Source organism: Paludisphaera soli (assembly GCF_011064595.1).
GTDB classification, from domain to species: Bacteria; Planctomycetota; Planctomycetia; order Isosphaerales; family Isosphaeraceae; genus Paludisphaera; species Paludisphaera soli.
Map to the genome: position 1 here is coordinate 128,010 of NZ_JAALJI010000005.1, position 20,522 is coordinate 148,531.

The following is a 20,522-nucleotide window of genomic DNA, read 5'->3' on the forward strand; positions in this document are numbered from 1 at the left end:
GCCCCCCATGCCCATGCTCGACGAGACCCAGACGCAGGCCGCGGCCGACGGCCGATCCGCCCCGGACGCCCCGCTCGTGGCGAAGGCGCCGATCAGCGTGATCGTTCCGGTGAAGAACGAGGCCGACAACCTCCGCCGCTGCCTGCCGGCGCTCGACTGGGCCGACGAGGTCTTCGTCGTCGACAGCCAGAGCGGCGACGACACCTGCGACGTGGCCGTCGAGCACGGCGCGAGCGTCGTCCAGTTCGCGTTCAACGGCGTCTTCCCCAAGAAGAAGAACTGGGCGCTCGAGAACCTGCCGTTCCGCAACGAGTGGGTCCTGATCGTCGACGCCGACGAGGTGGTCGTCCCCGAGCTGGCCGAGGAGATCAAGGCCCGGATCGCCGCCGACGAGGCCGAGGGGTACTACCTCAACAGCAAGTATTACTTCCTGGGCCGTCGCATCAAGCATTGCGGATATTCCGAGTGCTGGAACCTCCGCCTGTTCAAGCACAAGCTCGGCCGCTACGAGCGGATGCCCGACCACACCGGCGGCCGATCGGGCGACAACGAGGCCCACGAGCACGTCGAGCTGCAAGGCCGCGTCGGCCGCCTGACGCACGAGCTGGACCACCACGCCTATCCGACGATCGCCGCCTGGGTCGAGAAGCACAACCGCTACGCCGTCTGGGAGGCCGCCCAGTACGACCGCTTCCTGAAGGAGCCGATCCCGAAGTCGATCGGCCGCGGCAAGCGGTTCAAGCGAATGCTCAAGAAAATCTATCTTCGCCTGCCGATGCGTCCCGCCGTCCGCTTCCTCTACGCCTACGTCCTCCGCCTCGGCTTCCTCGACGGCAAGCCCGGCCTGGTCTTCTGCACGCTCCTGTCGTTCTACGACTTCCTGTCGTGGGCCAACGTCTACGAGCGGAAGGTGACTTCGGCCCGCGAATTGCAGGAGTGAGAGGCTCCCCCCACAAGGAGCTTCTCATGGCGAACGCGAAGAAGAAGGGCGGCGGCGAGACCAAGAAGAAGGCCTGCTGGGAGGGCTACGAGCGGGTCCCCGGCAAGAAGGCGGGGACGAAGGGGAGCTGCAAGAAAAAGGGGACCTGACCGTGCAGGGCCTGCTCAACCTCGGCCGACCGGGCCCCCGCGAGCCGGTCCGGATCCCCGGCCTGCTCGACGTCTCGACGATCTACGCCGAGAAGGCGGCGGCCGAATCCGAGGTCGGGCGGGACGTGCTGGCCCGGTTCCCCGACGCCCGCGTCGAGATCGTCCCGAGCCACGGGGACATCCCCGGCCTGTTCGGGAACGCGGGCAACGTCCAGGACTGGAATCGGATCAAAAGCTCGGTGCTCGTCCTCGGCGTGAAGAAGGGGCTGACGTTCATCGAGAACGGGCGATCCGCCGATTACATCGCCCCCAGCACGGCGAACGGCTGCGCCATGTCGTGCGCCTACTGCTACGTCCCCCGGAACAAGGGCTACGCGAACCCCATCACGGTGTTCGTCAACATCAACGCCATCTGCGGGGCGATCGCGCGACACGTTAAGAAGCTGGGCCCGAAGCCGCAGCCCAACCAGGTCGAGGCGGGGGCGTGGGTCTACGACGTCGGCTGCAACAGCGATTGCTCCGTCGACGCCCTGATCAGCGAGAACGTCGCGACGCTCGTCGACCTGTTCAAGCGGCTGCCCGACGGCAAGGCGAGCTTCGCCACCAAGTTCGTGAACCGGGAACTCCTGGACCTCGACCCCCGGGGGAAGACGCGCATCCGGTTCAGCCTGATGCCGGCGTCGAAGGCCAAGCTGCTGGACGTGCGGACCACCCCGATCGCCGACCGGATCGCGGCGATCGACGCCTTCGTGGAGGCCGGGTACGAGGTCCAGCTCAACTTCTCGCCCGTCGTCATCGACGACGGCTGGCTGGCGGACTACGCCGAGCTGTTCGATCAGGTGGACGCCGGCGTCGGCGAGAAGGCGAAACGTCAGCTGGCGTGCGAGGTGATCTTCCTCACCCACAACGAGTCGCTCCACGAGATCAACCTCGGCTGGCACCCGAAGGCCGAGGTCGCCCTCTGGACTCCGCACAATCAGGAGCGAAAAATCTCCGAGCGAGGCGGCGTCAACCTGCGATACCGGCGCGGCTTCAAGGGGGCGGCCGTCGCCGAGTTCCGCGACCTGCTGACGGAGAAGCTCCCCTACTGCCGGATCCGGTACGCATTCTAGTGGGTGGGGTCGCCGTGTTGGAGCCGCCGACGTTCATCGCGACCGTGAAGCTGGACGACGAGTCTTCCCGTCGCCTGGACCGGCTCCGGAAGCGGTACTTCCCGCCCGAGCGCAACTTCCTCGACGCCCACGTGACGCTCTTCCACAAGCTCTTCGCGGAAGGGCTGACCATCCTGGAAGCAGAGGCGGCCGAGGCCGATCCCCGGCCCTTCGAGGTCGCCCTGTCCGGCCCCTTTTCCCTGGGCCGCGGCGTGGCGATCCGGGTCGAGTCCGGCGAACTGGTCGCGCTGAGGCGCCGGCTCGCGGCCCGCCTCGTCGCCGACCTGTCGGCGCAGGACCGGCAGCCGTACAATCCGCACGTGACGATCCAGAACAAGGTCACGGCGGAGGAGGCGCGCGAGACGCTGGCGGCCGTCCGTCGCGAGTGGATCCCGTCCGTCGCCCGGGTCGAGGGGATCGACGTCTGGGAATACCTGGGCGGGCCGTGGGAGCATCACGCGCGGCTGCCCTTCCGGGCGTGATCGGTCCTGGGCGCGCCTTCGCCCCACGCCGCCCGATCGCGGAGATGCGACCGTGAGCCCGAACAAGACGAACCTCCCCACGAAAGTCTGCCCCACCTGCGGCCGGCCCTTCACCTGGCACCGTCGGTGGCGGCTGACCTGGGACCAGATCGTCTACTGCAGCGAACGATGCCGTCGGTCGAAGCGGAAGCACTCCTGAGGGGCCTCGCACCTTCCGAGAGAGGGGGACCGCGCCGGAGCCGCGGCGACCGGGACGGTGAATCTCATCGCGCCGCCGCGTCCGCCTCGGCGAAATCGGCGGCGACCTCCTCGCCTTCTTCCAGCCCCGAGACGACCTCGATCAGCTCAGGCGTCGATCGTCCGGCCCGGATCGTCCGCCGCGACAGCCCTCGCGGCGTGGCCACGTAGCAGACCGATTCCTCCGCGATCCTCGACATCGCGGCGACGGGGATCGCGAGGACGTCCCGGACCTCCCCGGCGTCGATCTCGACGCGGGCGGACATCAACGGCAGCAGGCCCGGGGGCGTCTCGTCCATGCGGACGCGGGCGATGTACTGGCGCATCCGCTCGTCGTACGACTTCCAGTCGGCGACGGGCAGGGGGAGGACCGAGGCCACCCGGCCCGGGAACGTCCGGCCGGGGATCGCGTCGATGCTCACCCGCGCCGGCATCCCCGCCCGCACGACGGCCCCGACCGTCTCGTGGACGGCGACCTCGACCTCGATCTGCGAGAGGTCGGGGATCTTGAGCAGGTCCTGGCTCTCATAAACGAGCGCGCCGGGGTGGATGGGAAACCATCGCGACCGCCAGTCGTGCACCGCCACGCCGTCCTGGGGCGCGCGGAGGACGCAGTTCGCGACCTGGCGACGGGCGTGCTCCAGGCGTTGCTTCTGCATGGCCAGCCGCTCCTCTTCGAGCCGGTAGGCGTGCTCCGCGTCGGCGATCTTGCTTCGGAGGGAATGGATCTCCTTGGGCGCCTTGAATTCCCGGAACAGCCGGTACTCCCCCTCGGCCTTCTCGCGTTCATGCTTGGCCTTGTCGAACTCCTGACGCTCGCTCAGGAGCTGCCCGCGCGAGGCGTAGCCCTTGGCGACCATCTGCTCGGTCCAGGCCAGCCGATCGGCGAGCAGGGAGCAGTCCGACCTCCCCATCGCGATCCTGCGTTCGAAGTCGCTGATCTGCGTCCGGGTCTCCCCGCCCTCGTACTGGGTCAGCGCGATCCTCGCGACCTCCAGCGCCGCCAGGGCCTGGTCGCGGGTCGCCTGCGCCTGGCTCGCGGCGATCTCCGCCTGCCGGGCCCGCTCCTCGTGCGCCGAGGAATCCAGGCGGCAGACCACGTCCCCCTTCTTCACGCGGGCGCCGTTCTCGACGAGGCTCACGATCGCGACGCCCCCCACGTCGGCAAGGTCCTCCACCTCGCATTTCAGCGACGCCTCCCTCGTCGACATCAGGTCGCCCCCCGCCACGATCCGGGATTCCAGGGGGACCCGACGCACGGCCGTCGTCGCGACCGAGATCGAGCGCGCCGGCCGCCCCGCCCCCGCGAAGGCCCACCAGGCTCCCGCGCCCAGCGTGGCCGCCCCGGCCCAGAGCCGCAGCGTCGCCCCGAGACTCGCCGTCGACGTCAGGCCCATCCGCGCCTCCGGCGATCCAAAAGGAGTGCCGCATCGGTGCCGGCCCGCCCGGCAATCCTCCGCGACGGCCGCGCCGAGCCGTCGCCTGACAATTGTAGTCGGGCCGACAAGACATTTGTAAGACGAGACTGCGGATTTTCACCACTGCGGCGGAGGGGGCCGCCGCGTCGCCGATCGGCGTCCCCTGGACATCGGGGGCGGGTCGCCTCGACTGCGGACCTGGCTCGTTCCGGCGGGGGACTGGAGGGCTTCCCGCTGCCGTGGCACGGCAATCGAGCTGAGCATGACGATCTGGATGTCACCCTAAAGGCCGGGCGGGCAGGTGGCAAGTCGTCGGCGAAGTGCATAGCGGGTTCCAGGCGGTCCCGACATGAACTCCTCCGGGGCGCGGAGGGAGCCCTATCTAAACATAACCCGCACTACTAAATTTTTCCACAACATCAGACGACCTCTTTCTTGCTTCACGACATCCCATCAGTTCTAATGCGTGGTCGCATGATCCGGAAGAGACCGTCCGTTGGAGTCTGGGAGGCGAGCGTCTCCGACATCCTCGGCGTGGAAGGTTGTCACCAACTGATCAGGAGTCGAAAGGCCCATGATGCGCTTTCGGAACTCGGCCCGCTCAGGGTTTGTACTGCCCCTGGCAATCGTCCTGCTCCAAGCGATGTTCTCAGGTCGAGCCTCGGCGAGCCTTTACTTCTCCACCGACGACCGCGACGCCGCCCGGGCCATGGGCCTCCAGGGGACCGGCTCGAGGATCTTCGGCTTCACCGTCAACGGCGAGCCGTTCGGTGTTGGGAGCCGCCTGTCCTCGGCGACGTACTATTCGACGGTGGGAGGGTATGCCTACTTCCTCATCACTGGTCATCAGGTCGAGAATTACTGGCAGCATGAGAGTCTGACGTACACCCTGTCCGCCGGTCCCAACGCCTATTCCGACCCGGGCGAGACCCGCTCGTTCACCAGGGACGCCATCACGGTCTTCGACGGCTACCTGAACAGAGCCTCGCCGGTCGACCTCGCGGTCGTCCGAGTGGCCGCCTTTGCGGGTCTGTCCGGCACGGTCCAGATCGGGACGGCGGCCGTCGACGACGTGCTGGATGTCTACGGATTTGGCAGGACCGCCCTAACGGACCCTTTCGCGTCCAACCCCATCGACCTTGGCCAGGACGGCTATGCCTATGCTTACTCGGCACCCGTGAGAGGCGATTATGATGGGTATGTCCCCAGCAATCCCAACGCTGGCCCGGAGCACTATTTCGCCACAAGGTTCGACACGGACTACCGCCATCAACCACGCCATGGAAACGGTCGTTCGGGAGACTCGGGCGGTGCGGCCTACTCGGGTGATACCCTGGTAGGGCTCTCGACCTTCTCTTCAACTGCCCAGTCGATCGCGCCTTTCGGTCGAACCGGCTACCTGAAGCTCACCCACCCTGAGGTCCGGAGCTTCCTCGCCCGCGTGGTGCCGACGGCGGCCGTGCCCGAGCCGTCGTCGTTGGTGCTCGCCGCGATCGCCGGCCTCGCCGGAATTCACCGGATCCGACGCCGCGGCGTCGGCCAGGCCTGATCGACCGCGGGCCGGACGCGTCGAGAACGCCATGGGTCGCGCGGCGTCTCGACCCGTCAGTCGGCCTCCGCGTGGTGCGGAGGGGCTCGTTCGAGGGAAAGCGGCGGGGCCGCACGCCACCGGCCGGATTCGCGGTCTGAGCCCATAGGATCGCCGTCGCGAGCCGGCCTCCTTCCGGCCGCGGGGCGTCTGGGACGAGGAACCGAACGGGGCCTCCTGCGCATATCTTCGACAGGGCGGTCCGCCTTGTCGCGGCAGCTCGAAAGGTGCTAAGATCGGGAAATTTTCCGGGCCGCGCCGCCTCGGCAGGAACTCCGAGGGCGAGCGCGGCCCGATGCGCGTCTCGCGCGGGCCGGGCGGCGACGGGAGCGGGCCGGCGAAGGGTCGCGCGCGACGCGATCCGACCCCACCGAATGAGACGCGACGAGACGCCCGCCGACGGCCTCCCCAACCCTCATCCCAGACGCGAGAACAGCCTGCCGTGCCCAAGCGTACCGACATCCACAAGATCCTGATCCTCGGCGCGGGGCCGATCGTCATCGGCCAGGCGTGCGAGTTCGACTATTCGGGCACCCAGGCGTGCAAGGCGTTGCGCGAGGAGGGTTACGAGGTCGTCCTGGTCAACTCGAACCCGGCCACCATCATGACCGATCCCGAGATGGCGGATCGGACCTACATCGAGCCGGTGATCCCGGAGATCGTCGAGCGGATCATCGCCGCGGAGCGGCCCGACGCCGTGCTGCCGACGCTCGGGGGCCAGACGGGGCTCAACGTCGGCATGGCCCTGGCGGAGTCGGGCGTGCTGGCGAAGTACGGCTGCATCCTGATCGGCGCCACGGCCAAGGCCATCCGCACGGCCGAGGACCGCGCGCTGTTCAAGGAGGCGATGAACGAGATCGGCCTGGAGAGCGCCCGCAGCGGCATGGCCGAGAGCCTGGAGGACGCCCGTCGGATCCGCGACGAGATGGTGGGGCTCCCCTGCGTGCTGCGGCCCAGCTTCACCCTGGGGGGCTCCGGCGGCGGGATCGCCTACAACCGCGAAGAGTTCGACCGCATGGTCAACTACGCGCTGGAGCTCAGCCCCACGCACTCCTGCCTGATCGAGGAGAGCCTGATCGGCTGGAAAGAGTACGAGATGGAGGTCATGCGGGACTCGGCCGACAACGCCGTGATCGTCTGCTCCATCGAGAACCTCGACCCGATGGGCGTGCACACCGGCGACAGCGTGACCGTCGCCCCGGCGCAGACGCTCACGGACAAGGAATACCAGCGGATGCGCGACGCCTCGCTGGCGGTCCTGCGCAAGATCGGCGTCGACACCGGCGGCTCGAACGTCCAGTTCGCGATCAACCCGCGCGACGGCCGGATGATCGTCATCGAGATGAACCCGCGCGTCAGCCGGTCGAGCGCCCTGGCGAGCAAGGCGACCGGGTTCCCGATCGCCAAGATCGCCGCCAAGCTCGCCGTGGGCTACCGGCTCGACGAGATCCGCAACGACATCACCCGCGAGACCCCCGCCTGCTTCGAGCCGACGATCGACTACGTCGTCACCAAGGTCCCGCGCTGGGCGTTCGAGAAGTTCCCCGAGGCCAACCCGGTCCTGACCACGCAGATGAAGTCGGTCGGCGAGGTCATGGCGATCGGCCGGACGTTCAAGGAGTCGCTGCAGAAGGCCCTGCGCGGGCTGGAGGTCGGCCGGTTCGGGATCGGCTGCGACCACAAGGACCTGTGGGGCACGCCCGAGCAGCCGACCGAGGACGAGATCGTCGCCAAGCTCGCCACGCCGAACATCGAGCGGCTCTGGTACCTGCGGTACGCGCTCCTGGCCGGGATGGGGATCGAGCGGGTCCACGAGCTGACGGGCGTCGACCCGTGGTTCCTGTCCAACATCGAGGAGCTGTGCGAGATCGAGGGCCGGCTGCGCGAGGTCCGCTCGCTGGACGAGGCGTCGGACGAACTGATCCGCGAGGCCAAGCGCGCCGGGTTCGCCGACCGCCAGCTCGCCCACCTGTGGGACGCGAGCGAGAACGAGGTCCGCCGCGACCGCCGCCGCCGAGGGATCGACTCGGTCTTCAAGCTGGTGGACACCTGCGCGGCCGAGTTCGAGGCCGTCACGCCGTACTACTACTCGACCTACGAGAGCGAGGACGAGGCCCGCGTGGGGGACAACCCGCGGGTGATGATCCTGGGGGGCGGCCCGAACCGGATCGGCCAGGGCATCGAGTTCGACTACTGCTGCTGCCAGGCGGCGTTCGCCCTGCGGGCCGACGGCTACGAGGTCGTCATGGTCAATTCCAACCCGGAGACCGTCAGCACCGACTACGACACGTCGGACCGGCTCTTCTTCGAGCCGTTGACGGTCGAGGACGTGCTGGACATCTGCGAGCGGGTGCGGCCGATGGGCGTCATCGTCCAGTTCGGCGGCCAGACGCCGCTCAACCTGGCGAAGGCGCTGGAGGCCGCCGGCGTGCCGATCATCGGCACGAGCCCGGAGAACATCGACGTCGCCGAGGACCGCGAGCGGTTCCGCCTGGTGATCGAGCGCCTGGGCCTGCGGCAGCCGCCGAACGCCTCGGCCACGCGGTTCGAGGAGGCGCGGCGGATCGCCGACCGGATCGGCTACCCCGTCGTCGTCCGCCCGAGCTTCGTGCTCGGCGGCCGGGCGATGGAGATCGTCTACGACGAGACGAGCCTGGACCGCTACATGACCGAGGCGGTGGACGCCAGCCCGGACCGGCCGATCCTGATCGACAAGTTCCTGGAGGACGCCGTCGAGGTCGACGTCGACGCCGTTTCCGACGGCGAGCGGACGATCGTCGGCGGCGTGATGCAGCACATCGAGGAGGCCGGGATCCACTCGGGCGACAGCGCCTGCGCCATCCCGCCGTACTCGCTGCCGGACGAGATCGTCGCCCGGCTGAAGCAGCAGACCTACGCCCTGGCCGAGGCGCTGGGCGTGCGCGGGCTGATGAACATCCAGTTCGCGGTGAAGGACGGCGAGGTCTACGTCCTGGAGGTCAACCCCCGGGCCTCGCGGACGGTGCCGTTCGTCTCCAAGGCGACCGGCCTGAACCTGGCGCAGGTCGCCGCGCGGGTGATGGTGGGCAAGACGCTGGCCGAGCTGGGCGTGACCGAGGAGCCGACGCCGTCGTACACGTCGGTGAAGGAGGCGGTCTTCCCGTTCGCCAAGTTCCCGGGCGTCGACATCGTGCTCGGCCCCGAGATGCGGTCGACGGGCGAGGTCATGGGCATCGCCCCGGACTTCCCCACGGCCTTCGCCAAGAGCCAGCTCGGCGCGAGCAGCCGGCTGCCGTCCGAGGGGAACGTCTTCGTCAGCGTCTCGGCCCGCGACCGCAACGGCATCGCGCCGATCGCGAGGAAGCTGGCCGACCTGGGCTTCAAGATCCTGAGCACGGCGGGCACGGGCGCCGTCCTGGCGGAGCAGGGGATCCACGTCGAGGTCGTCCGCAAGATCCAGGAGGGCCGGCCGAACCTGCTGGACTACCTGGCCAACGGCGAGATCGCCCTGATCGTCAACACCCCCAGCGGCAAGGGCGCCCGCACCGACGAGGGCCGCATCCGCGCCAGCGCCGTCAGCCACGGCGTCCCCTGCATCACCACCCTCGCCGGCGCCCGCGCCGCCGTCGCCGCCATGGAACGCCTCCGCGAGGGAGCCTTCGAGGTCTACGCGTTGCAGGACCTGCTCAAGAAGAGCTGAGCGAGATTCTCAACGCCCTTCCCCCCCGGCGGGGGAAGGTGGCCCGAAGGGCCGGATGAGGGGGAAGACGAGCAGGAAAACTGTCTGGAGTTCCCGGCCTGCGTCTTCACTGTGAGGGAGGCCATGGAAGCCGAACAACCGAACCCGGCCGCCCCCTTGCAACGCGCGAGGCGCCTGCGTCGCGAGATGACGATGCCGGAGCGGGCCCTGTGGCGGGCGTTGCGCGAGGCCGGGCTGAAGTTCCGTCGGCAGGTCCCCTTCGGCCCCTACATCGTGGATTTCTACGACGCGGCCCGGCGTCTCGCGATCGAGCTCGACGGCGATAGCCATATCGGCCGAGCAGAGGACGACCGGGTCCGCCAAGCCTGGCTGGAATCCCAGAACCTGCGAGTGCTCCGGATCTCGAATGACGACGTGATCGAAGATGTCGGGGCGGTCGTCGAGGCGATCCTGGCTTATCGTGGTGGGCCGAGTTGAGCGAGGATCGGTCGATCGAAACCGATGGTTTCCGTGCTGGTCCTCCCCCTCATCCGGCCCTTCGGGCCACCTTCCCCCGCCAGGGGGGAAGGACATTGAGATCAACACTACGCCCTCGACGCAGAGGTCCGACCGATGAACCCGGAAGCGCAACACGACACGACGGCCATGATCCTCGGCCGCGTGAAGCGGCGGTGGGGGTCATTGGTGACCTTCTCGGCGGCGTTCTCGCTGCTGGAGGCGGCGATCCTGGCGCCGACGGCGGCGACGGTGCTGCGGCTGGCCTTGCAGTCGTGGGGGCGGTGCTCGGTCGGCAACTTCGAGATCGTCGCGTTCTTCCTCTCGCCGGTCGGGCTGGCCGGGCTGGCGACGCTGGCGGCGCTCCAGCTCACGACGCTGAGCCTGCGGCTGGCGGGGGTGATGGGGGTGCTCGCCGGGGACGGCCCCGGCGTCTGGCACGCGTTCGACTCGATCAAGCGGCTGCCGGCCTTGCTCAAGGTGGACCTGCTCCAGGCGGTGCTGCTGCTGGCGCTGGCCGCGCCGTTCGGGGCGGCCGGGGCGTTCGCTTATGCGAGGCTCTGGGGCCCGCACGACCTCAACCGGCTGGTCGTGGACCGCCCGGCCGAGTTCTGGGAGGGGGTCGCGGCGGTCGGCGCGATCGCGGCCCTGTACGCGGCGTCGGCGGGCTGGTTCTACATCCGCTGGATCTTCGCCGTCCCGGCCGTGATGTTCGAGGACGCCCGCGCGCCCTGGACGGCGCTGCGCTCCAGCGCGCGGCGGACGTCGGGGAGGCGGGGCCGGCTGGCCCTGCTCGTCATCGGATCGGTCGCGGCCTTCGCCGCGGCGTCGGCCTGGCTGACGTGGCTCCTGCACGCGATCAGCGGCCTGGTGCTCGACCAGGTGGGGCCCAAGCCCCGGCTGGCCGTCGCGGCGACGGCCGCCTTGCTGGCGATCGACGGCGTGCTGCTGGCGGCCTTCTCGGCGGGGGCGGCGGCGATCTTCGCGGGGCTCGTCATGGCGAGCTACAAGCGGGCCGGGGGCGTCGTCCGCGAGACGGTCGTGGACGAGCCCCGGGCGCGGTGGTGGACGACGGCGGCGGTGGCGATCTCGGCCGGCTCGCTCGCCGTCTCGGCCCTGGCGGCGAAGGAGCTGATCGGCGACGCCCGCGTCTCCGAGCACATCGAGATCGTCGCCCACCGCGCTGGCGCGTTCGACGGCCCGGAGAACACCCTCGCCGCGCTGCGGATCGCCGCCGAGGACGGGGCCGAGTGGGCCGAGATCGACGTCCAGTCCACGGCCGACGGCAAGCTCGTCATCGTCCACGACGACGACCTGTTGAGGATCGCCGGCTCGCCGCTGCGAGTCGTCGACTCGACCCTGGAGCAGCTCAAGACGGTGGACCTCGGCACGCCGTTCGACCCCCGCTTCGCCGGCGAAAAGGTCGCAACCCTGGAGGAGTTCCTGGAGGCCGCCGCCGTCACCTCGCCGCCGATCGGCCTGACCATCGAGCTGAAGGCCAAGAACGACGCCGGGGCCGTCGCGCTCGTCGCCCCGGTGATCGAGGCCGTCCGCAAGGCCGACGCGCTCGGCCGGGTGCGGATCTGCGGCCAGTCCTACCCGGCGCTCCAGGCCTCGCGGGAGCTGGCGCCGGGGGTGAAGGTCGGCTTCATCTCGGGCGCCGTGCTCGGCGACGCGACGCGGCTGGACGTGGACTTCCTGATGATGGAGGCCCGGCTCGCCACACGAGCCCTGGTCGACCGCGCCCGGCCGCGGAAGATGCCGGTGCACGCCTGGACCGTCAACGTCGTCGACCTCGTCGCGCCCCTGGTCGACGACGGCGTGTCCGGGATCATCACCGACGACGTCGCGGGCGTCCGCGACCGCCTGGCCGAGATCAACGCCCTCGACCCGCTCGAGCGCCTTCTGCTCCGAGCCCGCCACGGGCTGTCGCAGCGGTGACGCGACGGCCGAGCCCGCCTGACGCCCTGGGGACGCCCCGGTGAAACGCATCCTGGCCGCCTATCTCGGACGAATCGACGCGTCGTCGCGCGAGCCGGACGCGGCCGATCGGGTCCTGGCGCGGCACCTCGCCTGGCGGCTGCGCGCGCTCACCCTCGTGCTCGCGCTGACGGGCCTGACCGCCGCCCTCGACGTCGCCGCCCGGCCGGCGGGGGGCCCGCGACCGACGCCGTCGGTCGAGCTGCGGCTGGGCCCGGAATCCGCCCCGGCGGCCCAATCGGCCTTCGGCGACGCGGCCGACCTGGCCTGGCGGCTGTCGTTCTACGCGATGCCGGCGTCGGCCCTGCTCGCCGCCGGGTGCTGGGCCCGCCCGCGAGCCTCGCGGTCGATCCTGGCGGCGGGCTGGGCGGCGTCGTTCCTGGTGCCGGTGGCGATCGCCCTGCTGCCGTGGAGTTGGTGGGACGCGGCGGCCCCGGAGGCCCGACCGGCCGGGCCGTTCGAGCGGATCCAGGAGCGGGCGGCCTGGGGCTTCTACTACTTCGTGGTCCTCAGCCCGGCCGTGCTGTCGCTGGTCCCGGGCGTCATGAGGGCCTGCCTGCGCGTGAAGCGGCTGCTGCCGGCGGCGGTGCTGCCGGGCTGGCTCCTGATGGCGGCGGCCCCCTTCAACGGCCTGCTCGCCCTGGCGGGCTTCGTCTCCCTGGCCCAGGTGGCGCCGAGCCCGCTGCTCCTGGCCGGGATGCTCCTGTGGCTCGCGGCGCCCCTGACCTACCTGGCCCGCGCCCGGGCCTTCATCCGACCCGTCGTCACCGACGCCCAGCTTCGCGAGGCGCGGCGGGTCCGGGCGATCGCCCGGTCGCTGGCGCTCGGGTCGGCGACCTGCCTGCTGGCCTATGCGGCGACCTGGGAGGCGTTCGGCTTCCGGCTGGTCGGCCTCGACGCGGGCACGTCGCTGCTCCGCCCCTGGGAGGTCTTCCGCTGCCTCCTGGACTTCTGGGCCCGCGCCCAGTTCGTCACCGTCCTCGGCGCCGACCTGCTGCTCCGCACGACCCTGTCGGCCTGGCGGCACCAGCGCGACTTCGCGTCCGGCCCGGCGGCGGCGGAGTTCGATCGCCTGATGGCGCGGCTGGAGGCGGCGACGACGCCCACCGGGCCGACCTGACGGATCGGCCGACCGCCCGCGCTCAGGCGCCGAGCCTGGATTCCAGGTCGGCGAGGATGTCCACCACGTTGTCGAAGCCGGGGAGCAGGGGGTTGCGGGCGTCGTCCTTGAGCCAGGCGACGACCTTCTTCTCGGCCGACATCACGGTCGAGTGGTTCCGCCCACCGAAGTAGCGGCCGATCTCGCTGTAGCTGGCCCCGGCGTGCTTGCGGGCCAGGTACATCGCCACCATCCGGGGGTACGCCAGCGTGCGGACCCGGCTGCCGGACTTCAGGTCGTCGGCGTCCACCTGGAAGAACACGCAGACCGAACGCTCCACGTCCTTCAGGGCCACCGACTGCGACGTGCAGCGGATCGTCTCGCGGAGCGCCGTCTTGGCGATCGCCATGCCCACCGGCCGGTTCGACAGCGAGGCGTGGGCCAGCACGCTCTGGAGCGCCCCCTCCAGCTCCCGGACGCTCGTCTTGACGTGCTCGGCGATGAAGTCGACCACGGCCGACGGCACCTCGACCCCCTTGGCCTGGGCCTTGGCCCGGACGATCGCCTTGCGGGTCTCCAGGTCGGGGGCGTCGAGCTTGACCACCATCCCGCCCAGGAACCGGGTCGCCAGCTCGTCGGTCAGCTTGGGGATCCGCCGCGGGTGCTGGTCCGAGGACAGGACGATGGGCACCCCGCGCTCGATCAGGGTGTTGAACGTGTGCAGGAACTCCTCCTGCGTCGCCCGCTTCGAGGCCAGGAAGTGGACGTCGTCCACCACCAGGACGTTCACGCCCCGGTACCGGCCGCGGAAGCTCGACAGCGAGGAGGTCCGCATCGCCTCCAGGAACCCGTTGGTGAACGCCTCGGCCGTGACGTGCACCACGTTCAGGCCGGGGTGGGCCTGCCGCATGCCGTGGGCGATCCCTTCCATCATGTGGGTCTTGCCCAGGCCGACGCCGCCGTGGATGAACAGCGGGTTGAACGACCGGCCGGCCGAGCGGACCATCTCGCGGGCCGCCGCATAGCCGAGCTGAGTCGCCGGCCCGACCACGAAGTCGTCGAGCTTCCGCAGCAGCCGGGTCGAGCCCGGGGGGGCGGAGAAGCGGTGGGGCTGGTCGCTCGCCGGCCGGTCCGCGGGGGCGGGTGCCGAGGCCGGGCGGGGGGTGCCGGGGATCGGCACCGTCACCTTCGTCCGGCGGTCGTCGTTCGTCGCCGGCCGCTCGGGGATCGCCTCGACCTCGTGACGGGGGTCGGCCTCGTCCTGCACCGAGTACGAGACGGGGAGCGACCGGCCGACCACCTGCCGCACCGCGTCGGCCACGCTCGCCGCGAAGCCGCTCTTGATGCGGTCGCGGAAGTAGGCGTTGGGGGCCAGGACCTCGATCGAGTCCCCCTCGCCCTCGCCGACCACGCCGAGCCGGACCCCTTCGCCGAACCAGAGGCCGAACCGGGTCTCGCCGACGCGCTCCGCGACCGCCTCACGCAGGGCGCCCTCCAACGCGTGGGAAACCGCCGACCGATCCGCCCGGGGCGCCGTCGCCTGCTTCTCGCGTGCCTTCGTCTTGTTGGTGGCCCCGACCATGATCGCACCCCGCCGCTAGACGTCCCTATCAACCAACGGGCCAGAAGGGCCCGGCGATTTTCCCTCTCCCTCACGGACCGCCCAGGCTCGCCGGACCCCGTGACAGGATCAGCTTCCCTCGCCGGCCACGAAGATATGCGCCCTGGGCGGGAAGGTGTCAAAGACGGGGACGGGGTAAACCGGGAAAGGGGCGCAGCGATGCGCCAGGTGTGCGGGATGCGCCAGGCCAGGCCCTGCGGGCGGGGCGAAGTGGACCGACACGCCCGAGTCAAGCCGGGCGAAGCCTGGCGCGAACGCGGGATGCGCCCGCGCCGAACGCGAGATCGGCGGCGATTCGCTCAAGTTCGATGAAAGGGCTCCCAAGCAGTGGGCGAATGGCCGAGGATGGACGTCGTGTCCTTGCGGCCTCGATCCGCTTCATCGGAGCGTCATCGCCCTCGATGCCGGATGGTCGCGGGGAGATTCGGGCTCCGCGATCCTGCCAGCAAAGGTCGATGGTCGCGACGGGCTTCGCGGGTCTTCTCTTCCCCTTCGGTGGCAGAAGTTGACCTTAACAGGTTCTGACAAACCCTGGTAATTGCATGCCACTGCAAGGGTCGACTGAGATTCGAGCCGCAACCTGCGACTCTAAGGTGGCAGGAGTCAAGCGAAGTCGTCTTCGACCTACTTCTGCATCGAGGTCCACTTCGGGAGGCTACAGTGGACGCACCGAAGTGCCCATGGATTGCCGTACGACCAACTGACGTGAAACGACCGACCGCAACGTGGGCACGGCCAGAGCATTCGCCGGAGGTGAGCGACTGTGATGAGGACCATCATCGGCGCCATGGCCAAGTAGAAAGCCAAGCCATCGCCCAGACCGTAGCGGACGAGGAAGGAGCGGATCAACGACCCGGGGATTATCCACGTCATCGCCAGTACGGCCGCCAATCGAAACACACGACAACGACGCCTGTACTTCCTCCAATCGGAATCCATGTGTGCTTTCTGATCACTGCGGGGTGACAAGGCGGACGACGCGAGGACGCGGCGGCAAGCCGGCCCTTTCGTTGCTCCATACGCTGGTCTCGCCCGCCTCCCCCCCATCCGGCCCGGTGGGCCACCTTCCCCACCGGGGGGAAGGAGAGAAACACGAGCCGTCAGCCGCTCGCGCAGCCGCCGGGGCCGCAGCCGGGCTTGCCGCAGCCGCCGCCGCCGAAGCCGCCGGGGGCGAGGCCGAGGCCGGGGGCGGCGCCGACGGGGGAGTAGCCGAGGGTGCCGGTCGGCGAGGCGGCCGGGACGCTGAACTGCTTGGCGACCTCGACGTTCCCGCACTTCGGGCACCGGGCGACGTCGGAGCCGCCCCGGATCAGGGCCTCGAAGCTGTGATCGCAGGGCTCGCAGCGATACTCGTAAATCGGCATGAGGCCTCCTCGGCGCGGGGGGACGGCCCCCTTACTCATCGGGGGCGATTCATGTATTTTCGAAGCCGGCGGGAGTCTTGTCAACGCCGACGCGGGAACGGAGCGCCGCCCATGACCGCCCCCAAGTGCCGCCCCCTGTCGCGCGAGGAGGTCCGGAGCCTGGACGTCCTGGCGGCCGACGAGTTCGCCCTCTCGACCCTCGTGCTCATGGAGAACGCCGGCCGCGGCGCGGCCGATCGCCTGGCGGCCCTGGCGGGGGACGCCGGGGGAGGGGAGCCGCGGGTCCTGATCGTCTGCGGGCCGGGGAACAACGGCGGCGACGGCGGCGTCGTCGCGCGCCACCTCGACGCCCGAGGCTGGCCGGTCTCGCTCGTCTGGTTCGCCCCCCTGGACGCGATCCGCGGCGACGCCCGCGCGCAGTGGGAGATCCTGGAGCGGTCCGAGGTCCCCCAGCGCGACTGGTTCGACGCGGCGCCCGAGGGCTCCGTCCCCGATCCGGCGGCCCTCGACGCCCTCTTCGCCGGCGCCGATTGGGTCGTCGACGCCCTGCTCGGCACCGGCCTGACCCGGCCGCTGGAAGGGGCCTTCCGCGCGGTGGTCGAGGCCATGAACCGCTCGGGAAAGCCGATCCTGGCGCTCGACATCCCCTCGGGGCTGGACGCCGATTCGGGCGAGCCCCTGGGCGCGGCCGTCCGCGCGCGGGCGACCGCCACCTTCGCCGCCCGCAAGCTCGGCTTCGACGCCCCCGGCGCGTCGGCGTACACCGGCGAGGTCGCCGTCGTCGACATCGGCCTGCCGGGCAAGCTCCTCCGGCGGTTCCACGCCGACCCGCCGTTGTAAGCGAAAGGCGCGGCGGACGTATCAACTGGGCCAGGGATCGTCCGATCTCCCCCTATCCTCCGAGGCGCCCATGCCGGCCCCGCTCAAGCACGTCACCCCGAACACCCCGATGGGAGCCAACCTGATCGCCGACGGCGCGACGTTCCGCGTGTGGGCGCCCCACGCGCTGCGGGTCTACGTCCTCGGCGACTTCAACGGCCGCGTCAAGGACGACTCCAGCCTGCTGACGAAGGACGCGCACGGCCACTGGCGCGGGTTCATCGAGGGCGCGAAGGACCGCGACCGCTACATCTTCCACGTCGACGGCACGGGCAGCTCGGGCCCCAAGCGCGACCCCTACGCCCGCGAGCTGCAGTCGCCGTTCCCCAGCGACTGCATCATCCGCGAGACCGACTTCCCCTGGCACGAGACCGGCTTCGTCACCCCCCGGTTCCCCGACTTCGTGATCTACCAGCTCCACGTCGGCACCTTCTACACGCCGAACCTGCCGAGGAAGGCCGGGACGTTCCTGGACGCCGCGCGGAAGCTCCCGCACCTGGCGTCGCTCGGCGTCACGGCGCTGCAGCTCCTGCCGATCCAGGAGTTCCAGTCCAGCTTCAGCCTCGGCTACAACGGGACCGACTACTTCTCGCCCGAGATGGACTTCGCCGTCGAGGACGCCGACCTCGGCCCCTACATCGACGAGGTGAACGAGCTGCTCGCCGCCAGGGGCCTGACGCCGTACCGGGTCGAGGACCTCCACGGCGAGATGAACCAGCTCAAGGCCCTGATCGACCTGGCCCACGTCCACGGCCTGGCCGTGCTCCTGGACGTCGTCTACAACCACGCGGGGGGGAGCTTCGGCGACCAGAGCCTCCGCTTCTTCGACCGTCAGCCCGAGTCCGGGGGCGTGGCGGCGAACTCGCTCTACTTCAACGGCCGCGAGCACGCCGGCGGCGACGTCTTCGACTTCGGCAAGCCCGAGGTCCGCGACTTCCTGATCCGCAACGCCACGTTCTTCCTGAGGGAGTACCGGGTCGACGGCCTCCGCTACGATCAGGTCAGCGTCATCGACCACGACGGCTGGCCCCACGGCTGGAGCTTCTGCCAGGACCTGACCGCCACCGTGAACCATTTCCACCCCGGCGCCATCGACCACGCCGAGTACTGGCCCGTCAACCCCCACGTCGTGAAGCCCCGTCCCGAAGGGGCCGGCTTCGACACGACGCTGACCGACGGCCTGCGCATCGCCGTCCGCGACGTGATCCGCGAGGCGGCCGAGCCCGACGAGCGGCCCCTCGCCATGAGACGCCTGGCCGCGAGCCTCTGGCCCGAGGGCTTCGCCGAATCCTGGCGGATCGTGCAGGGGCCCGAGAACCACGACATCGTCTACCGGGGGCGCGAACAGCGCGTCGCCCGCCTGGGCGACTTCCACAATCCCCGCTCCTGGTACGGCCGCAGCCGCGCGCGGGTGGCGACGGGGATCTCGCTCACCGCGCCGGGGATCCCCATGCTGTTCATGGGCCAGGAGTTCCTGGAGGACAAGCAATGGGCCGACGACGTGGAGCACCACGCCGACCTGCTCCTGTACTGGGCCGGAGTCGAGGCCGGCGACAAGCAGATGCTCGACCACATCCGGTTCACGCGCGAGCTGATCGGCCTGCGATGGCGCGAGCCCGCCCTACGCGGCGAGGGCTTCCGCCCGGTGCACGCCCATGACCAGAATCGCGTGCTGGCGTTCCACCGCTGGGTGCCGGGCGAGGGCCGCGACGTGATGGTGGTCGTCCACCTGGCGACCTTCAACCGCTACGGCTACCGCATCGGCTTCCCCTCCGTCGGCGGCTGGCGCGAGGCCTTCAACAGCGACGTCTACGAGAACTGGGTCAACCCGAACGTCGTCGGCAACGGCGGCGGCGTCTCGGCCGACCCGATCCCCATGCACGGCTTCGACGCCTCCGCCGCCCTCGTCCTCCCCGCCAACAGCGTCCTGGTCTTCGCCCGGGGCTGACGACGCCCGCGAAAGGGCAGGGGGGATTCGCCTGTCTCGCCTCCCCCCTGGTGGGGAAAGGACCGCGAAGCGGTCGATGAGGGGGACCATCCAGGCGGACGAATCCAAGGCGCAACGGCTGGAAACGGCCTTCCCCCCTGGCGGGGGAAGGCAGACCCCGCAGGGGTCGGATGAGGGGGGGACGCTCGCGGTGAGCTTCGCATTTCGAGGCCCAGCCCGCACAGCACCGGCCTCGGGAAGCCGCGTCGAGCCACCGAGAGTCGTCTCGCTCGCCCCCCCCTTCATCCGGCCCTGCGGGCCACCTTCCCCCGCCAAGGGGGGAAGGACGTTGCCCCCCTCATCGATCCTCTTTCCGGGACCCTTACCATGACGAGCGTCCGCTTCCTCGCCCTCGCGTTCATCATCCTCATCGGCGTCGCCGCCCGCGCCGACGACGCCCCGCCCGCGAGCCTCGCCGGGGCCTTCGAACCGCCGACGGAGTTCGCGGGCGACCTGGGGACGCATCGGTCTCCTTTGATCCTCGCGGACGGCCGCGTCGCCGAGACTCCGGCCGCGTGGCGGGAGCGCCGCGAAGAGATCCTCCGCCAGTGGCGCGAGCGGATCGGCGAGGAGCCTCCTCGGATCGAGCGGCCGAAGGTCGAGGTGCTGGGCGAGGAACGCGCGGGGACGTTCGTCCGGCGTCGGCTCCGCGTGGAGGTCGCCGCCGATCGGCCCCAGGAGCCGGCCTACCTCCTCATCCCCGACGGCCCCGGCCCGCACCCGGCGGTCCTGACGGTCTTCTACGAGCCCGAGACGGCCGTCGGCCTGGGGAGCAAGCCGCATCGCGACTTCGCCCGCCGCCTCGCCGAGCGCGGCTTCGTCTGCCTCTCGATCGGCTTCGACCCCCGCGTCCTGGACCCGTCGAGGTGGGAGCCGCCGATCCAGCCGCTGGCGTACCTGGCGCACGTCGCCTCGAACGCCCTGACGGCGATGCGGGCGATGCCCGAGGTCGACCCCGAGCGGGTCGGCGTGATGGGGCACTCGTACGGCGGCAAGTGGGCGCTGTTCGCCGCTTGCCTCGACGAGCGGTTCGCCTGCGGCGTCTGGTCCGACCCCGGGATCGTCTTCGACGAGGCCCGCCGCGACGTGAACTATCAGGAGCCCTGGTACCTGGGCTGGGAGCCCGGCCGGAGGCGCAAGCCGGGCCTCGTCACCCCGGAGAACCCCCGCACCGGCGCGTACGCCGCGCTCGTCGCCGACGGCCGCGACCTCCACGAGCTGCTCGCGCTGATGCCCCCGCGGCCGTTCCTGGTCTCCGGCGGGGCCGAGGACGGCCCCGGCCGCTGGCGTCCGCTGAACCACGTCCTCGCCGTCGACGCCCTGCTCGGCGTCCGCCGCGGCGTCGCCATGACCAACCGCCCCGCCCACGAGCCGACCGACGAGTCGAACGGCCAGATCGACGACTTCCTGACATGGGCGCTGAAACCCGCCCCCCGGCCTTGATCGCCGCGGC

The 20,522-nt window shown here is 70.4% G+C and carries 16 protein-coding genes; 13 read left to right on the forward strand and 3 right to left on the reverse strand.

Annotation, left to right across the window (positions count from 1 at the left end):
• Positions 1-7 precede the first annotated feature (7 nt).
• The 5 genes from G6O68_RS08720 to G6O68_RS08735 are packed head-to-tail and all read left to right on the forward strand — an operon-like array spanning position 8 to position 2,921.
• The gene (locus tag G6O68_RS08720) at positions 8-940 is read left to right on the forward strand and encodes a glycosyltransferase family 2 protein (RefSeq protein WP_165246677.1); all 933 of its coding nucleotides are present in this window, start codon (positions 8-10) and stop codon (positions 938-940) included.
• 26 nt (positions 941-966) lie between these two features.
• The gene (locus tag G6O68_RS33220) at positions 967-1,089 is read left to right on the forward strand and encodes a hypothetical protein (protein WP_261345593.1); all 123 of its coding nucleotides are present in this window, start codon (positions 967-969) and stop codon (positions 1,087-1,089) included.
• 11 nt (positions 1,090-1,100) lie between these two features.
• On the forward strand, positions 1,101-2,201 hold the full coding sequence (locus tag G6O68_RS08725) for a spore photoproduct lyase family protein (RefSeq protein ID WP_390625361.1): 1,101 nt from the start codon (positions 1,101-1,103) through the stop codon (positions 2,199-2,201).
• Positions 2,202-2,215: 14 nt separating this feature from the next.
• Positions 2,216-2,722 (forward strand): 2'-5' RNA ligase family protein, encoded by a 507-nt coding sequence (locus G6O68_RS08730; RefSeq protein WP_165246679.1) that lies wholly within the window; start codon positions 2,216-2,218, stop codon positions 2,720-2,722.
• A gap of 52 nt (positions 2,723-2,774) precedes the next feature.
• The gene (locus G6O68_RS08735) at positions 2,775-2,921 is read left to right on the forward strand and encodes a DUF2256 domain-containing protein (protein ID WP_165246681.1); all 147 of its coding nucleotides are present in this window, start codon (positions 2,775-2,777) and stop codon (positions 2,919-2,921) included.
• A 64-nt stretch (positions 2,922-2,985) separates the two neighbouring features.
• Here G6O68_RS08735 and G6O68_RS08740 read toward each other — a convergent pair whose 3' ends face one another.
• Entirely contained in the window at positions 2,986-4,356 is a 1,371-nt protein-coding gene (locus G6O68_RS08740; protein WP_165246683.1) for an efflux RND transporter periplasmic adaptor subunit, read from the reverse strand.
• Between the two features lie 595 nt (positions 4,357-4,951).
• Between G6O68_RS08740 and G6O68_RS08745 the strand changes: the two genes are divergently transcribed.
• The 5 genes from G6O68_RS08745 (at position 4,952) to G6O68_RS08765 (ending at position 13,239) form a co-directional block, all read left to right on the forward strand.
• On the forward strand, positions 4,952-5,926 hold the full coding sequence (locus G6O68_RS08745; RefSeq protein ID WP_165246685.1) for a PEP-CTERM sorting domain-containing protein: 975 nt from the start codon (positions 4,952-4,954) through the stop codon (positions 5,924-5,926).
• A gap of 481 nt (positions 5,927-6,407) precedes the next feature.
• Complete coding sequence (carB, locus tag G6O68_RS08750) at positions 6,408-9,644, forward strand: carbamoyl-phosphate synthase large subunit (RefSeq protein ID WP_165246687.1); 3,237 nt, start codon at positions 6,408-6,410, stop codon at positions 9,642-9,644.
• A 123-nt stretch (positions 9,645-9,767) separates the two neighbouring features.
• The gene (locus G6O68_RS08755) at positions 9,768-10,121 is read left to right on the forward strand and encodes an endonuclease domain-containing protein (protein WP_165246689.1); all 354 of its coding nucleotides are present in this window, start codon (positions 9,768-9,770) and stop codon (positions 10,119-10,121) included.
• Between the two features lie 135 nt (positions 10,122-10,256).
• On the forward strand, positions 10,257-12,080 hold the full coding sequence (locus G6O68_RS08760; RefSeq protein WP_165246691.1) for a glycerophosphodiester phosphodiesterase: 1,824 nt from the start codon (positions 10,257-10,259) through the stop codon (positions 12,078-12,080).
• A 40-nt stretch (positions 12,081-12,120) separates the two neighbouring features.
• Entirely contained in the window at positions 12,121-13,239 is a 1,119-nt protein-coding gene (locus G6O68_RS08765; protein WP_165246708.1) for a hypothetical protein, read from the forward strand.
• A 22-nt stretch (positions 13,240-13,261) separates the two neighbouring features.
• On the opposite strand, the gene dnaA is transcribed toward G6O68_RS08765, so the two are convergent.
• Positions 13,262-14,800, reverse strand: a complete 1,539-nt coding sequence (dnaA, locus tag G6O68_RS08770) for a chromosomal replication initiator protein DnaA (RefSeq protein ID WP_165246710.1) — start codon at positions 14,798-14,800, stop codon at positions 13,262-13,264.
• A 1,139-nt stretch (positions 14,801-15,939) separates the two neighbouring features.
• On the reverse strand, positions 15,940-16,203 hold the full coding sequence (locus G6O68_RS08775; RefSeq protein ID WP_165246712.1) for an FmdB family zinc ribbon protein: 264 nt from the start codon (positions 16,201-16,203) through the stop codon (positions 15,940-15,942).
• Positions 16,204-16,314: 111 nt separating this feature from the next.
• Here G6O68_RS08775 and G6O68_RS08780 point away from each other — a divergent pair, with 111 nt between their 5' ends.
• The 3 genes from G6O68_RS08780 (at position 16,315) to G6O68_RS08790 (ending at position 20,512) form a co-directional block, all read left to right on the forward strand.
• Positions 16,315-17,043 (forward strand): NAD(P)H-hydrate epimerase, encoded by a 729-nt coding sequence (locus tag G6O68_RS08780; RefSeq protein WP_165246714.1) that lies wholly within the window; start codon positions 16,315-16,317, stop codon positions 17,041-17,043.
• A 70-nt stretch (positions 17,044-17,113) separates the two neighbouring features.
• Positions 17,114-19,030 carry an alpha amylase C-terminal domain-containing protein gene (locus G6O68_RS08785; RefSeq protein WP_165246716.1) on the forward strand — a complete coding sequence of 639 codons (1,917 nt, stop codon included), beginning with the start codon at positions 17,114-17,116 and terminating at the stop codon, positions 19,028-19,030.
• Positions 19,031-19,396: 366 nt separating this feature from the next.
• Positions 19,397-20,512, forward strand: a complete 1,116-nt coding sequence (locus tag G6O68_RS08790) for a dienelactone hydrolase family protein (protein ID WP_165246718.1) — start codon at positions 19,397-19,399, stop codon at positions 20,510-20,512.
• Positions 20,513-20,522 lie beyond the last annotated feature (10 nt).

Coding starts and splice junctions, on each gene's coding strand:
- G6O68_RS08775 (WP_165246712.1), bottom strand. CDS start 16,203: ATGCCGATTTACGAGTATCGCTGCGAGCCCTGCGATCACAGCTTCGAG.
- G6O68_RS08760 (WP_165246691.1), top strand. CDS start 10,257: ATGAACCCGGAAGCGCAACACGACACGACGGCCATGATCCTCGGCCGC.
- G6O68_RS08720 (WP_165246677.1), top strand. CDS start 8: ATGCCCATGCTCGACGAGACCCAGACGCAGGCCGCGGCCGACGGCCGA.
- G6O68_RS33220 (WP_261345593.1), top strand. CDS start 967: ATGGCGAACGCGAAGAAGAAGGGCGGCGGCGAGACCAAGAAGAAGGCC.
- G6O68_RS08740 (WP_165246683.1), bottom strand. CDS start 4,356: ATGGGCCTGACGTCGACGGCGAGTCTCGGGGCGACGCTGCGGCTCTGG.
- G6O68_RS08790 (WP_165246718.1), top strand. CDS start 19,397: ATGACGAGCGTCCGCTTCCTCGCCCTCGCGTTCATCATCCTCATCGGC.
- G6O68_RS08780 (WP_165246714.1), top strand. CDS start 16,315: ATGACCGCCCCCAAGTGCCGCCCCCTGTCGCGCGAGGAGGTCCGGAGC.
- G6O68_RS08755 (WP_165246689.1), top strand. CDS start 9,768: ATGGAAGCCGAACAACCGAACCCGGCCGCCCCCTTGCAACGCGCGAGG.
- dnaA (WP_165246710.1), bottom strand. CDS start 14,800: ATGGTCGGGGCCACCAACAAGACGAAGGCACGCGAGAAGCAGGCGACG.
- G6O68_RS08785 (WP_165246716.1), top strand. CDS start 17,114: ATGCCGGCCCCGCTCAAGCACGTCACCCCGAACACCCCGATGGGAGCC.
- G6O68_RS08745 (WP_165246685.1), top strand. CDS start 4,952: ATGATGCGCTTTCGGAACTCGGCCCGCTCAGGGTTTGTACTGCCCCTG.